Below are 17,961 nucleotides of genomic sequence, written 5' to 3'. Positions count from 1 at the left end.
ACGTCTTCCAAGCAACGCATATGGCCCAACGGACAAGTGCGCTCGTAGCAAGGCGAGCAAGCCAATGGTGGCTGGTAGTTGGCGTCCACACGCAGCCACACCACGCGGGCGCGGTCGTTCAAGGGCGGGGTGTGCTCGGGGCTGGATGAGCCAAACACGGCCACTTGCGGCACTCCAAACGCGGCGGCCACGTGCATGAGGCCGGAGTCATTGCTGACCACGCGGTGTGCGTAGGCAATGAGCGCGAAGGCTTGCATGAGGTTGGTTTGTCCAGCCAAGTTAAAACAGTTGCCGGGCTTTTGGGCATTGGCCGCAGTGGCAATTTCTTGGCAGATGTCGAACTCTTTACCCGAGCCTAACAAGAACACAGGGCGGTCTATCTTGGCAGCCAGCTCGGCAAAGTGTTTGGCGGGCCAACGCTTAGCGGGGCCGTATTCGGCACCCGGCGCAAACACCACGTAGCTGTGTTTGGCCAAGGTGGGCAGCGTGGGCATGTTGGTGGACAACTCTTCTAGCGAATCATCCAGCACACCCACGCCGGCTTTGAGCACGGGGCGCAAATCGCCCACCAGCTTCATGGGGCCGGTGAGGCTTTGCCCAACCAGGCTGAGCGCGGCGTACCACTCCACCATAGGCGGACGTTCTTCGGTTTGGGGGTTGTCTAAGCGGTCGGTCAGCAGGCCAAAGCGCATTTCGCCGGTGTAGCCCACGCGTTTGGCAACACCAGCCATCCAAGGCAGCAATGCGCTTTTCAACGAGTTGGGGCACACGTAGGCCACATCAAATTTGCCGCGCAGTTGGCTGGCCAGTTTGATTCGACCCATGAGTTGCAAGCCGCCGTGTTTGAACGGCATTTCAATCACCTCGGCCACGCCCGGCATCACGCGGTACACCGGTGCAATCCAGGGCAAAGCAGCGACGGTCAGACGCTCGCCGCGTGCAGCCAAGCGTCGCAGCAAGGGCTCGGTCATCACAGCGTCCCCAATCCATTGGGGCGCAATGATGAGCGCGTTTTTAGTGGCCGTGGCCAACGTGCTCGCCGGCTTTAAGTGCGTACTCGGTGCCGCAATAAGGGCACTTGGCTTGGCCGGTGCTGGCCACATCCAAGTAGACCTTGGGGTGGCTGTTCCAGAGTTTCATGTCGGCTTTGTCGCTGGGACAAAACACGCCGCCATGGCCGTTCAAATCTTTGGCCAAGAGTTCAACTGGGTTGCTCATGTTTAAACCTTTGTCAACCAATGTGCGTATTTGGGATTGCGGCCATTGACGATGTCAAAAAACGCCGTTTGAATTTTTTCGGTGATGGGGCCGCGGCTGCCCACGTAGCCGTCTTTGCCCAGCTCAATGCGGTCGAGTTCGCGAATTGGCGTCACTTCGGCAGCGGTACCGGTGAAGAACGCTTCGTCAGAGATGTACACCTCGTCGCGTGTGATGCGCTTTTGCACGATCTCAAGGCCCAAATCTTTGGCGATGTGGAATACGGTGTTGCGGGTGATGCCGTTCAAAGCGCCAGCCGACAAGTCGGGCGTATAGATCACCCCGTCTTTGACCACAAAGATGTTTTCGCCAGCGCCTTCAGACACAAAGCCTGAGGTGTCGAGCAAAAGCGCTTCGTCGTAACCTTCGTCGGTCACTTCCATGTTGGCCAAGATGGAGTTGGTGTAGTTGCTCACGGCCTTAGCCTGAGTCATGGTGATGTTGACGTGGTGGCGGGTATAGCTAGAGGTCTTCACGCGGATGCCGCGCTTCATGCCTTCTTCGCCAAGGTAAGCACCCCAAGTCCACGCAGCCACCATCAAGTGGATGGTGTTGCCTTTGGGGCTGACGCCAAGTTTTTTGTCGCCAATCCAAGTGAGGGGGCGGATGTAGCCCGACTCCAATTTGTTCTCACGCACCACAGCGCGTTGCGCTTCGTTCACTTGATCTTGGGTGAACGGAATGGCCATGCGCAAAATCTTGGCGCTGTTGAACAAGCGCTGGGTGTGCTCTTGCAAACGGAAGATGGCTGGGCCTTGCTCGGTTTTGTAAGCGCGCACGCCTTCAAATGCGCCGCAACCGTAGTGCAAGGTGTGGCTCAACACATGAATCTTGGCATCGCGCCAATCGACCAACTGGCCGTCCATCCAAATTTTGCCGTCACGGTCAGACATGGATGATGGGATCACGACGCTCATGGAATTTCCTTTGGACTGATGTTGTGGGTTTCGCCAACTTTGGCGTCATGGTGGGATTTTAGCGAGCCTAAAGCAGGCTAACGCAATTGCTTGGTCAAGCGCTTAATCGTTGGCCGCTTGGCTGATGGGCTTAACGTCGGTAGCCTGAAACGGTCGGTCCAAGGTCCAGCTTTGCAGCTTTCCCTGCATGAAGACGCAGCGCACCACCGATTGGCTGCCATCACGCCAGCTGAACACCTCGGGTTGCGCGCCCTTGTCGGTCTCGGCTTGGCCCAGTGCGCGGGTCATGGCGATGACGTGCATCAGGCTCACACCCGTTTTGAGCTTGGCGTTCAGCATGACGGCGCTGTCTACAAAGCCAATGGGGCGGTTGCTGGCCCGCTTCATAATTTGCACCAAACGCGTGAAATACAACAGCAGCCACATCACGCCGCCCGTCACCACCATAACAATGCCCATCCATTGCCAGGTTTGCCAAGCCCATGCGGTCAAGCCCACGGCGCCAATGGGCACCAAATATCTTTGAAAGTTCATGGGCTTATTGTCTCAGGCTCGGAGCCGCACTACTTGGTGGCGCTGAGTTTTTGGCGCTTGGCGATTTCGGCCTGGATGGCGTCCATCATCTTTTTGTCGGGCTGTTTCCAGTTGCCGCCTGACTGATTGACCATGTAGTTCAAGGCCTCCGAAAAGCCCTGCACCGTCAAGTCTGGTTTGCCGCCTTTGGCAGGCATGGCACGAACGCCCACATAGCCATGGGCGGTGAGGATGACTTGGCCTTCTGCAATCAAAGGTGCCCACTTGGCGGTGTCACCCATCTGAGGCGAATTGGCGAAAGCTTTGGAGTGGCAATTGGCGCAAACAGCTTTGTAGGTGCCCTCACCCGACGCAAAGGCAACTGCGCCCATAAGAGACAAGCCTGTTGCAAAAACATATTTAAAAAAACGCATAGAGACCTCTTTTTAAAAATAAGCTGATGACTTTTGCGATACGTTTTGTGGGTAACGCAAGGTCACCTGCAAACCAACCAACTCCGTTGACTTGCCCACTTGCACATCAATGCGCTGCAAGGTAGCAATGTGGCGCACGATGGACCAGCCCAAGCCGCTGCCCGTGGCAGATGTGCCCAACACGCGGAAAAAGCGCTCGCCCAAACGGGCCAAGTCGTCGGTTGACAAACCGGGGCCGCTGTCTTGCACGGTCAATTGTATTTGGCCGTTTTGCAAACGCTGCGCTTGAATGCGCACCGTTGCCCCGTCGGGGCTGTAGCGCAGCGCGTTGTCCATGAGGTTACGCAACAAGATGTGCCACAGCGTGCTTTGGCCGTTAACCTCCAAGGGCTCGGGCGCCAACAGCTCAAGGGTTTGGCCGCGTCGCAGGGCTTGGGGCGTGAGATCGGCCAAGATGTGTTGGGCTAGCTGGTCTAGGCGAAACGGCTCAGAGGCCACGTCTTGCGGGCCTTCCACTCGGGCTAAGGTCAACAACTGCTCGACCACGCGTGAGGCGCGGTCGCAACCGACCAAGGTGTCTTGCAGCGCTTGCCGGCGCACCTCGTCATTGGTGGCCTCGCTTAACGCCACTTGGGCTTGGGCGCGAATGGCAGCAATGGGCGTGCGCAGCTCGTGCGCTGCATCGGCGGTGAAGCGCCGCTCGGTTTCCATGCGCAGGCCCAGACGTTGCAGCAAGTCGTTGAGGGCGTTCAACAGCGGCTGCACTTCTTGTGGGGTTTCGGGCAGGCTGACAGGGTCTAGCGTTTGGGTGTCGCGCTTCAACAGCACTTGGCGCAATCTCTGCAAAGGCTGCAAACCCGAGCGCACGTTCCACCACAACCCGATCAGCAACAGCGGCAGCGCAAGGGTGAGCGGCGGCAAAAAGCCGCGCAGCACCGCCCACAAAATCTCGTCGCGACTGTCCTCCCGCTCGGCTACATAAATTTGCACATCTTTGCTTCGACCGGGCGCCGCAAAGATGCGCCACGATTTGCCGTCGGCCAGCGTCAAGGTTTCAAAGCCTTGCGTGTGTTGCGCCATGGGCGTGTGCGCCACGTTGGGCGAGTGCATCACCAAGCGGTCTTCATCAAACACTTGGTAGGCCACGCGATTGGCGTATTTGTGCAAAGTAGGCGCGTCGAGCAAGGGCTCGTCATCGTCGGGCGTGGCGTTTTGTTGCACCACCAGCAAAGCGGCGGATTGAGCCAAGTGCGCGTCCAAAAGTTCGTCCACTTCGTGCTGGGCTTCGTAGCCCACGAAAGCCGCCGTGCCCATCCACACCACCAACACCGCGCCCAAGGTGCGGGTGAGTAAGCGTTGTTGCAAAGAAAATTTGTGTGCCATAGCGCTAGCCGTCCATCAGGGCATGACTATGTAACCCACACCGCGCACGGTGTCGATTAGGCCCGCGCCCATCTTGCGGCGCAGGTGGTGAATATGAACTTCAATGGTGTTGCTCTCCACCTCGTGGCCCCAGCGGTACAGGTGTTGTTCTAGCTGTTCACGTGACAACACGCGCCCCGCGTTGAGCAACAAAGCTTGCAGCAAATCAAACTCGCGGGTGGATAGACTGATGGTTTCGCCGTTGCGGCTGACTTGGCGTGCGCTGGGGTCCATCACCACATCGCGCAGTTGCAGGGTGGCTTGTGTTTTGCCGTGGGAACGACGCACCAAGGCATGCAAGCGGGCGGCGAGCTCGTCTAAGTCCACGGGTTTGACCACATAGTCGTCAGCGCCGAGGTTGAGGCCTTCGATGCGTTGGGCCACGGCATCGCGTGCGGTCAACACCAACACGGGGGTGTTAATGCCGCGTACACGCAAGGCCTTCAAGACAGCCAGGCCGTCTTGGCGTGGCAGGCCAATGTCAAGCACGGCCGCTTGGTGCTGAGCGCCTAGTAGCTCGCGCTCGGCGGCCACACCGTCGCGCACCCAGTCCACCTGAAAACCACGCTGGTCTAGGCCCGCACGCAAGCCGCTGCCCAGCAGCTCATCATCCTCGGCCAGAAGTATTCGCATAGCCTTGCCACATCGGTCGCAGGGCTTGTGGGCCGCGCCACATGCGCAGCATCACCACCAACCCCACGTGGATACACACCACAGCCATGGCCGCGTTGCCCAAGCCCTCGTGAAGTTCTTGCAGGGCATCGTTCAACCAACCATCGCCTAAAAGTTCATTGTAGGTAGCCCACCCAGTGGCAATGGCCACCGTGCAGAACGCATAGATGCTCAACACCGCAGCGCTCAGCACCCAACTGCTGGCCCCTACCCAAAAGTTACGGCTCAGCCATTCGCCCTGCTTGAATTTGTTTAGCCACACCCGCCACATGGCGACGCGCCGCAACAACAAGCCCCAACGTGCAGACGCAGGCCCCACCCATCCCCACACCAAGCGAAACGCCAACACCGCCGCCAAGCTGTACCCGCTATACACATGCACCAAGCGCCAATACTCCGACTCGGACGTGACATAAGAAATGAGGAATGCCAAGGCCATGCTGGCGTGGGCCATGCGAGTGCCTAAGTCGACCACGGGCTTGCGCTTCGCGGACATGGGCGTTTGCAGTTGCAAGTGGCTGGGGTTTAAAACGCTGTCGGTCATTTGGGAATCCTCACACGGTCGTCTTCAAAATCGCCTTGCGCAGCATCACCGTGGCACGCCGCGCAGTTGGCGGGGCTTTTGATGGAAGCACGTTTAAACGTGGCCGCGCTCACCTCTCGGTGCTTGCGCTCAAACCATGCCGAGCGCGTGATGCGGTCTTGCGGCGGCTCTTCACGCGCACGCTTGCCTTGGCCGCCGTAGATTTGTAGCCAGATGTCGATTTGCTTTTGCGTGGCTGCATCGAGCGAGGCATCACTGCCGTAATGTTTGTCGAGGCCACTCATCACGCGCTGCCACGATGCTTTGGGCAACAAGTTGGGAGGAAAAGCCAAGTGGCAGCCGCCGCACTCTTGGGTGTACATCGCGGGCGGGGTTGGGCCTTTGTAGCTGTCGGCCCATGCGGGCGCAGCGGCCAACAAGCTGACGGCTAGCGCGCTGCGCATGAGGTGTGTGAAACGTATTTGCATGTGAGGTCTTCTTAACGCAATGAAATCAGCCAAGCCAACACATCGGCTTTTTCGGCGGCGGTGCATTCGCGCGCCAGCACGTCTTTGCAATTGCGACGAAACCACTTTTCCGCCTTGGCGCTGTCGGTAAAGCGCTTGGCGTTGGCCGCCGGCGCAAGCGGCTCAATCGCCTTGTCGGTGCTGGCATGACGCCCGCCCAGCATGAGCGACTTGCCATGGCAACTGGTGCACTGCCACTCTTGGCCGTGGCTGGCTTTGAAGAACGCTTCACCCTTAGCTGCATTGGCAGGCTGGCCCACTTGCGCGGTGTAGCCCGCTAGCAAATCGGCAGGTGTGGCTGCCATCGCATGAAGCGATGCAAAGAGCAAGAGCGCGAAGAATTTGTGAAGCATGGTTGTGTGCCTTTCACAACCAATGCTAGTGAGCGCGTCTTAGGGTTTTCTTAAGAAATGCTTGGCGCGTCTTAAGACAGTCTTAAGGTGAGGTGCGCACACTTTCAACATCCTTTATGAATGGAGTTCGTATGCCACATGTCATCTTTAAACCCAAATTACTTGCACTGCTCATGGCAGCAGCAGGCCTCTTGTCTGCGTGTGGCGGCGGTGGAGGTGGCAGCGCCGCCACGCCCACTGCAGCCGGTCTCAGCTCGGGCACCATCAGCGGACTGGGCTCCATCATCGTGAACGGTGTGCGTTACGAAACTGTGGGCTCGCAGGTTTTAGATGCAGACGATGGCAGCACGGCCATCACCACCCCACTTCGCATTGGCATGACGGTGAGCGTTGAACAAAGCGGCACCGACGCATTGACCCTGCGTCCAATTGCAGGAAAAATTTTGGTGCAAAGCGGCATCAAAGGCTTGGCGAGCTACATAGGCTCAACCCTGACTGTGGCCGGCATGCCCATCACCACCGACACGTCCACCATCTTGCTGGGCACCACTGGGGCTGTGACCAACTTGACCACGCTGAACAACCAAGCTGTGGAGGTTTATGGTTTGCCACAAGCCGATGGTTCTTTTTTAGCCACCTTGGTTGAAGCTGAAACGGGCTTGGTCAATGTGCAAGTCGTGGGCACCGTGCAAAGCATGGACACCACCGCTAAGACCTTGGTGCTGGGCACAACAGCCGCACCCATCACGGTGAACTACGCCAGCATCACACCACCCAGCAGCTTGGCGACAGGGTCTGTGATTGTTGTGAAGGCCGCCACCAACACCACGGCCAACACCTACACCGCCAGCAGCCTGCAAATTCGCAGCGGCACGGCAAGCACCTACACCAGCTATGCAAGCAACTACAGCGGAACCACAGGTGTTCGCAACGAACGCAATGAGTTGTACGGCGCGGTGTCGGACAAAACCTTAATTTACAGCGGCGTCAACGTCACGGGTTGCACACTGAAGGTGCAAGGCATTCAAGTGCAAGCGAGCAGCCCTGCCCTGTGCGCCAATATTGCAAACGGCACTTACGTCGAAGCCAAAGGCACACTGATCAACGGCGTGCTAGCTGCAACAAAAATCGAATTTGAAGGCAGCCAGGCCAATGGCTATTCAAATGATTGGGACGACAACGACAGGGACGGCTTACACCACCGCAGCTTGTCCACGCTCAGCACGCCCACCGAGCTTCAGGCCTCTCGCAGTTTTGAGATGTATGGGGCGCTCAGCTGCTCTGCTGTGAATGTGGGCTGCACGCTCACGCGCGGCGCCATCGTCTACACAGCTGACATGTCTTCGGCTTATTGGGATGAGCATCAGCCCACCATCAGTGGCTACGTCGAAGCCAAGGGCTATTTGACGGGCAACACCTTCAAGGTCAGCAAGATCGAATCTAAAGACCGGCGCTATGGCACTGGCCATGGTGACGACGACTGATCGTCATTGCCAAAGGCTTAAAGCCCACGCACCAAACCAATCGCCTCATCCACCCGTTCCACCGCATGCACCGTCATGCCTGGAATGGGCTTTTTAGGAGCGTTGGCTTTGGGAATGATGGCGACAGTAAAGCCCAGCTTGGCGGCTTCTTTTAGTCGCTCTTGCCCACGCGGCGCAGGCCGCACTTCACCCGCCAAGCCCACCTCACCAAACGCAATAAAGCCTTGGGGCAACGGCTTGCCGCGCAAGCTGCTTTGAATAGACAGCATGACCGCCAAGTCGGCCGCGGGTTCGCTGATGCGCACGCCGCCCACGGCGTTGACAAACACATCTTGGTCCATGCACGCCACACCCGCGTGCCGATGCAACACAGCCAGCAACATGGCCAGGCGGTCGCGGTCTAGGCCCACGCTCAAGCGTCGGGGTGACGGGCCGCCGCTGTCCACCAAGGCTTGAATCTCCACCAACATGGGGCGCGTGCCTTCAAGCGTGACCAGCACACAACTGCCGGGCACAGGCTCGGCGTGCTGGCTCAAGAAAATGGCGCTGGGGTTGCTCACCCCCTTCAAGCCCTTTTCGGTCATGGCGAACACGCCGATTTCATTGACCGCCCCAAAGCGGTTTTTGATGGCGCGCACGAGTCGGTAGGTCGAGTGTGTATCGCCTTCAAAATACAGCACGGTGTCCACCATGTGCTCCAACACACGCGGGCCAGCCAGTGCGCCTTCTTTGGTGACGTGGCCCACCAGCACCACCGCCGTGCCTGTGGACTTGGCCATGCGCGTGAGGTGTGCCGCACACTCGCGCACTTGTGCCACCGAGCCTGGGGCGCTGGTGAGCTGGTCGGAATACACGGTTTGAATCGAGTCCATTACCACCACCGCAGGCTGCAGTTTGTCAACGGTGGCGAGTATTTTTTCAAGTTGCGTTTCGGCCAACACTTGCACTTGGCTGTGGTCCAGCCCCAAGCGGCGCGAGCGCAGCGCCACTTGCGCGGAGGACTCTTCGCCCGTCACATACAAAGTGCTCATGCCGCTGCGTTGCAAGCCGTCCATGGCTTGCAAAATCAAGGTGGATTTGCCAATGCCAGGGTCGCCGCCGATCAGCACCACACCGCCTTGCACCATGCCGCCACCCAACACGCGGTCTAGCTCTTCTTGGCCGGTGGGTGTGCGCGCCACGTCTTGCGCTTCGATGTCGGAGAGGATCGCCACTTCAGAGGCAGGAGCCAAAGCGGCCATGCCCGCATAGCGGTTTTTGGTGGGACCGCTGCTGTCGACTGCGGTTTCAAGCAGCGTATTCCACGCGTTGCAGCTGGGGCATTTGCCCAACCACTTGGCAGTGATGCCGCCGCAGTCGGTGCATGTGTATTGGGTTTTTTCTTTGGCCATGCGCCAATATTACTGGATAAATAGCCAGTGGTGCAATTTAGTCTTGCGTGAACCCCACGCGGCTAGACACCGCGCACATCAGCTCGTACCCAACCGTGCCCGCAGCATGGGCCACGTCGTCAATGGGCAGCACCCCACCATTGCTGGACTTGCCCCACAGGGTGACTTCGCTGCCGTAACCCATCGCTTTATCGCATGGCGTCAGGTCTACCGCAATCATGTCCATGCTCACGCGACCCAAGGTGCGTGTGCGCACTCCGTCCACCAACACGGGCGTGCCTGTGGGGCAATGACGCGGGTAACCATCGGCGTATCCACAGGCCACGATGCCAATGCGCATGGAGGCTTCGGCGGTGAACGTCGAGCCGTAGCCCACGGTATCGCCCGCTTGCAAATCTTGCGTGGCAATGATGCGACTGCGCAAACTCAACGTAGGCTGCAGGCCCCACTGCGTCATGTTGCGCTCAGGAAAATCTGGGGAGCTTCCGTACAGCGCAATGCCGGGGCGCACCCAATCAGCCGCCACCGACACATCTCTGGCGTGGCGCAACAAGCCTGCGCTGTTGCAGGTGGTGCGCTCGCCGGGCAGGTCTTCGGTGGTTTTGGCAAACACACGCATTTGCTCGGCCACGCCTTTGGCGCCATCGGCGTCGCTAAAGTGCGTGACCAAAGAAATTTCATCCACTTGCGGCAGTTGGTTTAGGCGTGTCCAAGCCGAACGAAAACGCGTAGGCGTAAAACCAAGGCGGTTCATGCCGCTGTTCATCTTGAGAAAGATGCGGTGCGGCACTTGAGTCTTGTGGGCGCTCAGCATGTCCACCTGCTCGTCGCAATGCACGGTGTGCCAAAGGTCGAGGCGCGAACACAGCTCGAGATCGCGCATCTCAAACACGCCCTCCAGCAACCACACCGGGCCGCGCCAGCCCAAGCTGCGTAGGCGTTGCGCCTCGTCAAGGTCGAGCAAGGCAAATCCATCGGCCCCGCGCAAGCCCTCAAACACGCGCTCGATGCCATGGCCATACGCATTGGCTTTGACCACAGCCCACGCGCGCGCGTCGGGGGCTGAGGCACGCATGCGCGCCAAGTTGTGGCGCAGGGCGTCGGTGTGAACAAAGGCTTGTATCGGGCGGGGCATAGGCAATATTGTGGCACCCGCGTGATATAACCTCGGGTAGTTAAAAAAGAAAGAAAAAAACAGCTGCGTAGTTTTCTGCGTGCCTGCCAGACCTATCTATGAAGCGCGGTTTTTACACCATCATGTCGGCCCAGTTTTTCAGTTCGTTGGCCGACAACGCGCTGTTCGTCACAGCCGTTGAACTACTTAAATCAGATGGGGCACCCGAGTGGCAACGCGCCGCACTGGTGCCCATGTTTGCCTTGTTCTATGTGGTGCTCGCGCCGTTCGTGGGGGCGTTTGCCGACTCGCGGCCCAAAGGCGAGGTCATGCTGCTAAGCAACACCATCAAGGTGGTGGGTTGTTTGATGATGCTGTTTGGCGTGCATCCGTTGATCGCCTTCGCGGTGGTTGGTCTAGGCGCTGCAGCCTACTCGCCAGCAAAATACGGCATCTTGACTGAGCTGTTGCCCTCATCGCAGCTGGTCAAAGCCAACGGTTGGATTGAAGGCTTGACGATTGCCTCCATCATCTTGGGTGTGTTGTTGGGCGGCCAGTTGGTGGGGCCCAACTTCTCAGCTTGGTTGCTGTCCTTTGATGTGCCATTCATCACGACTGGCATCAACACATCAGCCGAGGCGGCCATTTGTTTGTTAATCCCCCTATACGCACTGGCGGCCTGGTTTAACAAGCGCATTCCGCTGACGGGTGCTGCCTACATTCCCATGCGCGCCGATCCCGACAAAAGCATGGCGCGCAACCTCTTGGTCTTGATCCCCGATTTTTGGGATTGCAACAAGCGTTTGTGGAACGACAAGCTGGGCCAAATCTCGTTGGCCACGACCACCTTGTTTTGGGGTGTCAGCGGCAACCTGCGCTACATCGTGCTAGCTTGGAGCGCCGCCGCTTTGGGCTATTCCACCACGCAGGCGTCTAGCTTGGTGGGCGTGGTGGCCATCGGCACCGCCGTGGGCGCGGTGGTCGCCTCCATGAAGATGCGGCTCGACCACGCCACCCGCCTCATGCCTTTGGGCATTGCCATGGGCTGTTTTGTAATTGCCATGAACTTCATCGACAACCTTTGGCTGGCGGTGCCCTTCCTGATTATTTTGGGCGGCTTGGGAGGCTTCTTGGTGGTGCCCATGAACGCACTGCTTCAGCATCGGGGCCACAACCTCATGGGGGCTGGCCGCTCGATTGCCGTGCAAAACATGAACGAACAGCTGTGCATTTTGAGCCTCGGCTTTTTGTACACCTTCAGCACCGGTATGGGCCTGAGCGCGTTTGGTGCCATCACGGCCTTTGGTGCGTTGGTGGGCTTTGTGATGTGGCTGATCAAACTCTGGCATGACAACAACCGCCTGCACCACCGTGAAGAACTGGCGCGCTTGATGCACATCGCCCGCAACGACGACTTGCACGGTTAACGTTTGCGCATGCGTCCTACAAGCACCAAATGACATCTCGCCCCGTGTTGGCTGTGTTGGCCTTGGCCTTCAACGCCTTGGTCTGGGGCCTGTCTTGGTGGCCGTTGCGCCAGCTTGACGCCGATGGCCTGCATCCTTTGTGGGCCACCGCTTGCGTGTTCACTTTGGCCACAGTGGTGCTGACGCTCATCAGCCCATCGGGCTGGCGACACTTCCAACAACACCCGCAGCTTTGGTGGCTCATGGCCGCCTCAGGCTTGACCAACGTCGGCTTTAACTGGGCCGTCACGACGGGCGATGTGGTGCGCGTGGTGTTGCTGTTTTATCTCATGCCCACTTGGTCGCTGCTGCTGGCGTGGTGGCTGTTGGGCGAGAGACCGACACGTGGCGCATTAGCCCGCTTGGGACTGGCGCTATTGGGGGTGATATTGGTGCTCAAAACGCCCGACTCACCTTTGCCACTGCCACAAGATTTGCCCGATGTTTTGGCGCTGCTGTCGGGCTTTTGTTTTGCGCTGACCAACATCTGGTTGCTGCGCTTGCAGCACGCGTCAGAGTCGTCACGCATGCTGGCCATGTTCGGCGGCGGCGCTTTCATGGCCTTGGCTTGTGCCGTGCTGGCCACTTGGACGGGGGTGATTCCAGCGCTGAATGTGGTGCAGCCAAATATGGCGCAAGCCGCCACCACATGGGCACCCTATGTGGCGGGCCTGAGTGTGGCCTTTTTGGTGTCGAACTTCACCTTGCAATACGGCGCGGCACGCTTAAGCGCTCACGCCACCGCGATGGTGATGATGTCGGAGGTGGTGTTTGCCAGCGTGTCCTCTGTTGCACTAGGGGCATCGGCACTGACTTGGCGCATAGGCTTGGGTGGCGGCATGATTGTGTTGGCAGCGCTGCTGGCCTCTCACACCCACACTCCGAAAGACACCACCCCATGACCGCATTGACCGACTTCACTGCCACCCACATTGACGGCACGCCTATGTCGTTTGCTAAGCTGCAAGGCAAGGTGCTGCTCATCGTCAACACCGCCAGCGCTTGCGGTTTCACACCTCAGTTCGAGGGCTTAGAAGCGCTGCACAAAACTTATGGCGCGCAAGGCTTGGCTGTGATCGGTTTTCCGTGCAACCAGTTTGGCTCACAAGACCCCGGCACCAATGCCGAGATTGGCTCGTTTTGCCAAAAGAACTACGGCGTGAGCTTTGCCATGATGGAAAAAGTCGACGTGAATGGCGACAAAGCACACCCGCTGTTCAAGTGGCTCAAAGCAGAAGCGCCGGGCCTCTTGGGCAGTGAAGCCATCAAATGGAACTTCACCAAGTTCTTGGTGGGCAAAGACGGGCGTGTGCTCAAGCGCTATGCGTCCATGGATGCGCCCGCCAAATTGGCAGATGATATTAAAGCGGCTCTTTAATTCAGCGCCTCGTCCAGCACCTCAACCCAGTGCTTCACCGGCACGTCAGTGCCGCTTTGCAAGTGGCTGATGCAACCCACGTTGGCGCTCAGAATAGCTTTAGGTTTTAGCGCATCTAAGTGGCCCAACTTGCGGTCACGCAATGTGGTGCTGATCTCGGGGTTCAGCACGCTGTAGGTGCCAGCCGAGCCGCAACACAAATGCGCTTCGGTGTTGGCCACTTGAATCGCAAAGCCCAATTCGGCCAAGTGCTTTTCAACACCGCCTTTGAGCTGCTGGCCGTGTTGCAAAGTGCAGGGTGGGTGAAAAGCTTGCATGCCTGCGTCGGCCAACACTTGGGCTTTCAACTTGGGCTTAAGCACAGGCACCAGCTCGGGCAACAGCTCGCTCAAGTCTTGGGTCAACTCGCTGATGCGTTTGGCTTTGGCGGCATAAACGGCATCATCTTTCAGCACATGGCCATAGTCTTTCACCATCACGCCGCAGCCTGAGGCGTTCATCACAATCGCCTCCACTTCATAGGCGCCGCCTTGCTCGACAAAAGGCCACCATGCATCAATGTTGTTGCGCATGTGGACCTTGCCCCCGTCTTGGTCATTCAAGTGAAACTTCACCGCGCCGCAGCAACCCGCCTTGGGTGCAACGAGGGTTTGAATGCCGGCGGCGTTCAACACACGCGCCGTGGCGGTATTGATGTTGGGCAGCATCGCTGGCTGCACGCAGCCTGCCAGCATCAGCACTTTGCGTGCGTGGATTTGGGTGGGCCACACCACGCCATTGCGCTCAGCCGTTTGAGGTGCAGGCACTTTGGCTTTGAGCTTGGCGGGCAGAACACCGCGCACAGCTTGACCCAGCTTCATGGCTGGAGCAAACAGCGGCGAGGGCAAGCCTTCTTTCAATGCCCAGCGCAGCAGGCGCTCGCCCATGGGCCGCGGCACGAGCGCGTCTACCACTTTGCGGCCCACGTCCACCAGTTGGCCATATTGCACGCCGCTGGGGCAGGTGCTTTCGCAGTTGCGGCAGGTGAGACAGCGGTCTAGGTGCTGCTGTGTTTTGCGCGTAGGGGTGGCGCCCTCCAAAACTTGCTTGATCAAATAAATGCGGCCGCGTGGTCCGTCTAGTTCGTCACCCAACAGTTGGTAGGTAGGGCAAGTCGCCGTGCAAAAACCGCAGTGCACGCACTTGCGCAAAATGGCTTCGGCTTGTTCGCCTTCGGGGGTGCCGACGTATTGGGGGGCCAGGTTGGTTTGCATGTGAAGCTCTATGTTTACGTCTGTCTTTTAAGCGCGACCGGGGTTGAAAATCCCCGCTGGGTCAAACTGTTTTTTGAGTTCGTTTTGAATGCGTTGTTGCACCGCGTTAAGTGGGGTGTACACGCCCGCTTGCTTGTCCACATCGCCTATGGTTTGCTGACTGGCAGAGCTGGTGCGGAACAAAGTGGCATGGCCACCGGCCTTGACCGCCGCCTCGCGCACTTGCGCGGCTTCGGCCGCAGGGGCCCACAGCCAGCGTTGCGCGCCGTGCCATTCGATGTACTGCGCACACAGTGCGCCGTTCACGCGTATGTCCAACACAGGCGCGGTTTGCGGGACGCTGAGGCGCCACAAGCAGTCTTGCTCGGCAGGAGCTTTGAAAAAATCTAAGGTTTGTTCGCCGCTGGCTTTCCAGTCGGAGGCGGCTTGGGCCGGATCCATCAGCGTGACTTGTGCGCCTAGGGCTTTTACCTCGGCACTCATTTTGGCAATGGCCGCCTCCACCGCGGCCACAGCGCCACGCAAGCGCACAAAGAAGAAGTCTTGTGCGGGCGTTGCGGTGGTGTCGTGCACCCAAGCACTGGCATTCAATGGCAGCGGCTGACCGCCCCATTGGTTGATGAGTTTCAAGGCTTGCGCTTGCGTCACTCCGGCGCAGACCAAGGTGGCTTCGCCTGGGGCAACAGGCAGCACCTTCAAAGACACTTCGGTGATCAGGCCCAACTGGCCCCAACTTCCCGCCAACAAACGCGACACGTCGTAGCCCGCCACATTCTTCATCACTTGACCACCAAAGGTGAGGTGTTCGCCTTTGCCGTTGATCACGCGAGCGCCCAAAACAAAGTCGCGCACCGTGCCCACGCTGGCACGCGCAGGTCCGCTTAAGCCAGCGGCCAACATGCCGCCGATGGTGGCGCCCGATCCGAAATGCGGCGGCTCAAAGGCAAAGCTTTGGCCCTTTTCAGCCAACGCCGCCTCGACCTCGGCTAGCGGAGTACCGCAGCACACGCTGATAACCAGTTCGCTAGGCTCGTAACTCAAAATGCCGCTGTAGGCGCTAGTGTTCAGAACATCACCTTGCAGCGATTGGCCCAAGAAGTCTTTGGTACCACCACCACGCAAGCGCAACGTCTGACCGGATGCGGCGGCTTGGAGGATTTGGTCAGTGAAATGCTGAAGGGTCGGTTGCAGGTTGTCTTGCATGGCCAAGATGGTAGTCGTAAGGTCTGCCGCTGGTTTTGAATTTTTTGCACAGCAATGTCAAAAATCACTCGCCCACAAAAAAGCCCGCCCTGATTGCTCAGGTGCGGGCTATGAAGTCCAAGGAAAACTTGAAGCGCTTGAAAAATTAACGGTGGTAGGCCGTTTCGCCGTGTGAGCTGATGTCTAGGCCTTCGCGCTCTTCTTCTTCCGTCACACGCAGACCCACAACCATGTCCACCAATTTGAAGCCAATGAAGGACACGACGCCTGACCACACGATGGTGGTGATCACGGCTTCGAGCTGGATCAACACTTGGCCGCCGATGGAGTAGTCAGCGCTGGCAGCGTTGGCCACGTAATCAAAGATGCCCGTGCCGCCCAGTGAAGGCGCTGCAAAAACGCCGGTCAACAACGCGCCCACAATGCCGCCCACGCCGTGGACACCAAACACATCGAGTGAGTCGTCAGCACCCAACAGGCGCTTCAGACCGTTCACACCCCACAGGCAGAGGAAACCGCCAGCAGCACCGATCACGATGGCACCCATAGGGCCCACAAAACCGCACGCTGGGGTGATTGCCACCAAACCAGCCACAGCACCAGAGGCTGCGCCCAACATCGAGGCTTTGCCTTTGGCGAGTGCTTCGCCGGCAATCCAAGCCAAGGTAGCAGCAGCAGTGGCCACCAAGGTGTTCACAAAAGCCAGAGCTGCAACACCGTTGGCTTCGAGGTTAGAGCCGGCATTGAAACCGAACCAACCCACCCACAGCAACGATGCACCCACCATGGTCAAGGTCAAGCTGTGAGGCGCCATGGATTCTTTGCCGTAGCCCGTACGCTTGCCAATCACATAAGCACCTACCAAGCCAGCCACCGCCGCATTGATGTGCACCACAGTGCCGCCAGCGAAGTCCAGCGCTCCTTTAGCCCACAACCAGCCAGCAGCGGCAGTCACAGTTTCCAAAGTAGCAGCGTCGGTGATGGCGTCAGGGCCGTCCCAATACCAAACCATGTGGGCCACTGGCAAGTAGCTGAACGTGAACCAAAAGGCGCAGAACAACAACACCGCAGAGAAGCGCACACGCTCAGCAAACGCACCCACGATCAACGCGCAAGTGATGGCAGCAAACGTGGCTTGGAAAGCAGCGAAGGTGAACTCAGGGATCACCACACCCTTACTGAACGTGGCAGCAATGGAGTCAGGCGTGATGCCTTTGAGGAACAACTTGTCGAAGCCGCCAAAGAACGGTGAACCACCGCTGAACGCCACGGTGTAGCCGTAAATCACCCACAACACATAGACGAGCGAGCTCACCACAAAGACTTGCATCAACACAGACAACATGTTCTTACTGCGGACCAAACCGCCGTAGAACAAAGCCAAACCGGGGATGGTCATCATGATCACCAACACGGTAGAAATTGTCATAAAGGCGGTGTCGCCTTTGTTAGGAACCGCAGCAGGTGCTGCTGCTTCTGCAGCGGCGGGGGCGGCGGCAGGGGCTGTGACTTTGACGTCAGCAGTTGGGGCCGCGGATATGGAAGCTTGAGCCATGGCAGCAGTGCCGCCTAGCAAAAGACCAAACCCGAGGGCCAATGAGGCTAAGAATTTTTTCATGAGGGTCTTCTTTCTTAAAGCGCTTCTGGGCCGGTTTCACCGGTACGGATGCGGACAACTTGTTCGAGGTCGTAAACAAAAATCTTGCCGTCGCCGATCTTGCCGGTACGCGCAGAACCTTCGATGGCTTCGATCGCGCGCTCGACGTGTTCAGCGTCAACCGCGGCTTCGATCTTGACCTTGGGCAAGAAGTCAACCACGTACTCAGCGCCGCGATACAACTCGGTATGGCCTTTTTGACGGCCGAAACCTTTAACTTCAGTAACAGTGATACCCTGCACGCCAATTTGGGAGAGGGCCTCGCGGACCTCATCCAACTTGAACGGCTTGATGATGGCGGTGATGAGTTTCATGGTTGCTCCTAGAGAAGACAGTTGGCTTGGTTTAGAAGCTGTACTTGACGCCGACGACCAAAGCGTTTTTGGCTGCGTTGTAT

20 protein-coding genes are annotated in these 17,961 nt (G+C 58.4%); 4 read left to right on the top strand and 16 right to left on the bottom strand.

All coding sequences use genetic code 11. The features are described from left to right. The 10 genes from waaF to ABWP81_RS07840 all read right to left on the bottom strand — a co-directional run. A partial coding sequence (gene waaF, locus ABWP81_RS07885; RefSeq protein ID WP_353140882.1) for a lipopolysaccharide heptosyltransferase II occupies nucleotides 1–971 on the bottom strand: 971 nt, incomplete at its 3' end. Between the two features lie 43 nt (nucleotides 972–1,014). Next, on the bottom strand, nucleotides 1,015–1,218 hold the full coding sequence (locus tag ABWP81_RS07880) for a zinc-finger domain-containing protein (protein ID WP_353132033.1): 204 nt from the start codon (nucleotides 1,216–1,218) through the stop codon (nucleotides 1,015–1,017). Between the two features lie 2 nt (nucleotides 1,219–1,220). Then, nucleotides 1,221–2,174: a branched-chain amino acid transaminase gene (locus tag ABWP81_RS07875; RefSeq protein WP_353140880.1), complete on the bottom strand. Its 954-nt coding sequence runs from the start codon at nucleotides 2,172–2,174 to the stop codon at nucleotides 1,221–1,223. 102 nt (nucleotides 2,175–2,276) lie between these two features. After that, nucleotides 2,277–2,708, bottom strand: coding sequence for a glycerate kinase (locus ABWP81_RS07870; protein ID WP_353140878.1), 432 nt, complete (start codon nucleotides 2,706–2,708; stop codon nucleotides 2,277–2,279). Between the two features lie 29 nt (nucleotides 2,709–2,737). After that, nucleotides 2,738–3,121 carry a c-type cytochrome gene (locus ABWP81_RS07865; RefSeq protein ID WP_353140876.1) on the bottom strand — a complete coding sequence of 128 codons (384 nt, stop codon included), beginning with the start codon at nucleotides 3,119–3,121 and terminating at the stop codon, nucleotides 2,738–2,740. Nucleotides 3,122–3,133: 12 nt separating this feature from the next. Beyond that, complete coding sequence (locus ABWP81_RS07860; RefSeq protein WP_353140874.1) at nucleotides 3,134–4,504, bottom strand: ATP-binding protein; 1,371 nt, start codon at nucleotides 4,502–4,504, stop codon at nucleotides 3,134–3,136. A 15-nt stretch (nucleotides 4,505–4,519) separates the two neighbouring features. Then, on the bottom strand, nucleotides 4,520–5,176 hold the full coding sequence (locus tag ABWP81_RS07855) for a winged helix-turn-helix domain-containing protein (protein WP_353140872.1): 657 nt from the start codon (nucleotides 5,174–5,176) through the stop codon (nucleotides 4,520–4,522). Beyond that, nucleotides 5,151–5,759, bottom strand: a complete 609-nt coding sequence (locus ABWP81_RS07850; RefSeq protein WP_353140870.1) for a cytochrome b/b6 domain-containing protein — start codon at nucleotides 5,757–5,759, stop codon at nucleotides 5,151–5,153. The genes ABWP81_RS07855 and ABWP81_RS07850 overlap by 26 nt, the downstream gene beginning before the upstream one ends. Beyond that, nucleotides 5,756–6,226 (bottom strand): diheme cytochrome c, encoded by a 471-nt coding sequence (locus tag ABWP81_RS07845; RefSeq protein ID WP_353140869.1) that lies wholly within the window; start codon nucleotides 6,224–6,226, stop codon nucleotides 5,756–5,758. The genes ABWP81_RS07850 and ABWP81_RS07845 overlap by 4 nt, the downstream gene beginning before the upstream one ends. Nucleotides 6,227–6,237: 11 nt before the next feature. Beyond that, nucleotides 6,238–6,618 carry a DUF1924 domain-containing protein gene (locus ABWP81_RS07840; RefSeq protein ID WP_353140867.1) on the bottom strand — a complete coding sequence of 127 codons (381 nt, stop codon included), beginning with the start codon at nucleotides 6,616–6,618 and terminating at the stop codon, nucleotides 6,238–6,240. A gap of 131 nt (nucleotides 6,619–6,749) precedes the next feature. Between ABWP81_RS07840 and ABWP81_RS07835 the strand changes: the two genes are divergently transcribed. Next, a complete protein-coding gene (locus tag ABWP81_RS07835; RefSeq protein WP_353140866.1) occupies nucleotides 6,750–8,102 on the top strand; it encodes a DUF5666 domain-containing protein in 1,353 nt (450 codons plus the stop codon). Between the two features lie 17 nt (nucleotides 8,103–8,119). Here the strand turns inward: ABWP81_RS07835 and radA are convergent, their stop codons facing one another. Further along, complete coding sequence (gene radA / locus ABWP81_RS07830) at nucleotides 8,120–9,493, bottom strand: DNA repair protein RadA (RefSeq protein ID WP_353140864.1); 1,374 nt, start codon at nucleotides 9,491–9,493, stop codon at nucleotides 8,120–8,122. Nucleotides 9,494–9,530: 37 nt separating this feature from the next. Further along, nucleotides 9,531–10,628 carry an alanine racemase gene (gene alr, locus ABWP81_RS07825; protein WP_353140862.1) on the bottom strand — a complete coding sequence of 366 codons (1,098 nt, stop codon included), beginning with the start codon at nucleotides 10,626–10,628 and terminating at the stop codon, nucleotides 9,531–9,533. Nucleotides 10,629–10,726: 98 nt separating this feature from the next. Between alr and lplT the strand changes: the two genes are divergently transcribed. Genes lplT through ABWP81_RS07810 form a run of 3 tightly spaced genes read left to right on the top strand, consistent with a single transcriptional unit; the run spans nucleotide 10,727 to nucleotide 13,451 of the window. Beyond that, a complete protein-coding gene (gene lplT, locus ABWP81_RS07820) occupies nucleotides 10,727–12,034 on the top strand; it encodes a lysophospholipid transporter LplT (RefSeq protein WP_353140860.1) in 1,308 nt (435 codons plus the stop codon). Nucleotides 12,035–12,063: 29 nt separating this feature from the next. After that, a complete protein-coding gene (locus ABWP81_RS07815) occupies nucleotides 12,064–12,975 on the top strand; it encodes a DMT family transporter (protein WP_353140858.1) in 912 nt (303 codons plus the stop codon). Next, entirely contained in the window at nucleotides 12,972–13,451 is a 480-nt protein-coding gene (locus ABWP81_RS07810) for a glutathione peroxidase (protein ID WP_353132005.1), read from the top strand. Before ABWP81_RS07815 ends, ABWP81_RS07810 begins: the two co-directional genes overlap by 4 nt. On the opposite strand, the gene glcF is transcribed toward ABWP81_RS07810, so the two are convergent. The 4 genes from glcF to ABWP81_RS07790 form a co-directional block, all read right to left on the bottom strand. Beyond that, entirely contained in the window at nucleotides 13,448–14,704 is a 1,257-nt protein-coding gene (gene glcF, locus ABWP81_RS07805) for a glycolate oxidase subunit GlcF (protein ID WP_353132003.1), read from the bottom strand. The genes ABWP81_RS07810 and glcF overlap by 4 nt on opposite strands. A 27-nt stretch (nucleotides 14,705–14,731) precedes the next feature. Then, on the bottom strand, nucleotides 14,732–15,907 hold the full coding sequence (gene glcE / locus ABWP81_RS07800; protein WP_353140856.1) for a glycolate oxidase subunit GlcE: 1,176 nt from the start codon (nucleotides 15,905–15,907) through the stop codon (nucleotides 14,732–14,734). A gap of 145 nt (nucleotides 15,908–16,052) precedes the next feature. Next, nucleotides 16,053–17,525, bottom strand: a complete 1,473-nt coding sequence (amt, locus tag ABWP81_RS07795; protein ID WP_353140854.1) for an ammonium transporter — start codon at nucleotides 17,523–17,525, stop codon at nucleotides 16,053–16,055. A 14-nt stretch (nucleotides 17,526–17,539) separates the two neighbouring features. Continuing rightward, nucleotides 17,540–17,878 (bottom strand): P-II family nitrogen regulator, encoded by a 339-nt coding sequence (locus ABWP81_RS07790; RefSeq protein ID WP_104796868.1) that lies wholly within the window; start codon nucleotides 17,876–17,878, stop codon nucleotides 17,540–17,542. Nucleotides 17,879–17,961 lie beyond the last annotated feature (83 nt).

This window comes from Limnohabitans sp. (genome assembly GCF_040401135.1).
In the GTDB taxonomy this organism is placed as follows: Bacteria; Pseudomonadota; Gammaproteobacteria; order Burkholderiales; family Burkholderiaceae_C; genus Limnohabitans.
This window is presented reverse-complemented; position numbering and strand designations above follow the sequence as displayed.